This is a genomic window from Mesorhizobium sp. M7A.F.Ca.MR.148.00.0.0 (genome assembly GCF_003997735.1).
Lineage (GTDB): Bacteria > Pseudomonadota > Alphaproteobacteria > Rhizobiales > Rhizobiaceae > Mesorhizobium.
In genome coordinates this window covers 1-761 of sequence record NZ_RZTB01000338.1, presented here as the reverse complement: position 1 = coordinate 761, position 761 = coordinate 1, and the positions used below count along the sequence as shown (strand labels likewise).

The 761-nt window shown below is 57.0% G+C and carries 2 protein-coding genes; one reads left to right on the top strand and one right to left on the bottom strand.

What is annotated here, in order from left to right:
* Nucleotides 1–271 (bottom strand): hypothetical protein (locus EOB49_RS38340; RefSeq protein WP_245472978.1); only part of this gene is annotated, 271 nt, incomplete at its 3' end.
* A gap of 137 nt (nt 272–408) precedes the next feature.
* Here EOB49_RS38340 and EOB49_RS38335 point away from each other — a divergent pair.
* The coding region (locus EOB49_RS38335) for an outer membrane beta-barrel protein (protein WP_348630291.1) at nt 409–761 on the top strand (353 nt) is incomplete at its 3' end.

Genomic DNA, 761 nt, shown 5'->3' with positions numbered 1-761 from the left:
TCTTGGTGCTATTTCTGCTGTGGCTTTGATGTCTGCTGCTCATGCAGCAGACGTCGTGCAGCCGGTAGAAGAAGCTGCCGGCTTTAACTGGAGCGGTCTGTACGTTGGTTTTGGCGTCGGTGCCGGTGCCAACGTACACGAGCTCAGCAGCGATTTTATTCCAGTCTCGCTGAACGGCATTGGTGGCGAAGGCGTCTATGGTGAGCTGACGGTCGGCTATGACTATATGGTCTCGCCCCGGTTCCTCATCGGAGGTCTGCTGGACGCTCACGTGGGCAACATCAAGACCACGCTGGACATTACGGGGTTCGACGCTTCTATCAAGGAAACCTACGGTTTCGACGCTGGCCTGCGTCTCGGCTACCTCTTGACGCCGAACACTCTGGGCTACGTGCTGGGTGGCTATTCCTGGCAGAGTACAAGCTCGACACGAACGCTGGCTTCGATTTTGATTGGGATCAGAGCGGGTATTTTGTCGGAGGTGGCATCGAAACGGCCATCAACAGCAATTGGACGATCAAGACTGAGTATCGCTATACGGGCTTCGGGACCAAGGACGATCTTCTTTCCGAGGCTGGCATTGTCGGAGTACCGGACGGTCTCCTCAATCTTGACACCTCGCGCCATACTTTCCAGATCGCAGCCAATTACCGTTTCGGTGCCCAGAACGGCGGCGGTGCTGCCTTCGAGACGCCAGCCTACAACTGGACCGGCTTCTATATCGGTGGCGCTGGTGGCGCCGGTGCGTCCGTGCATCAGAT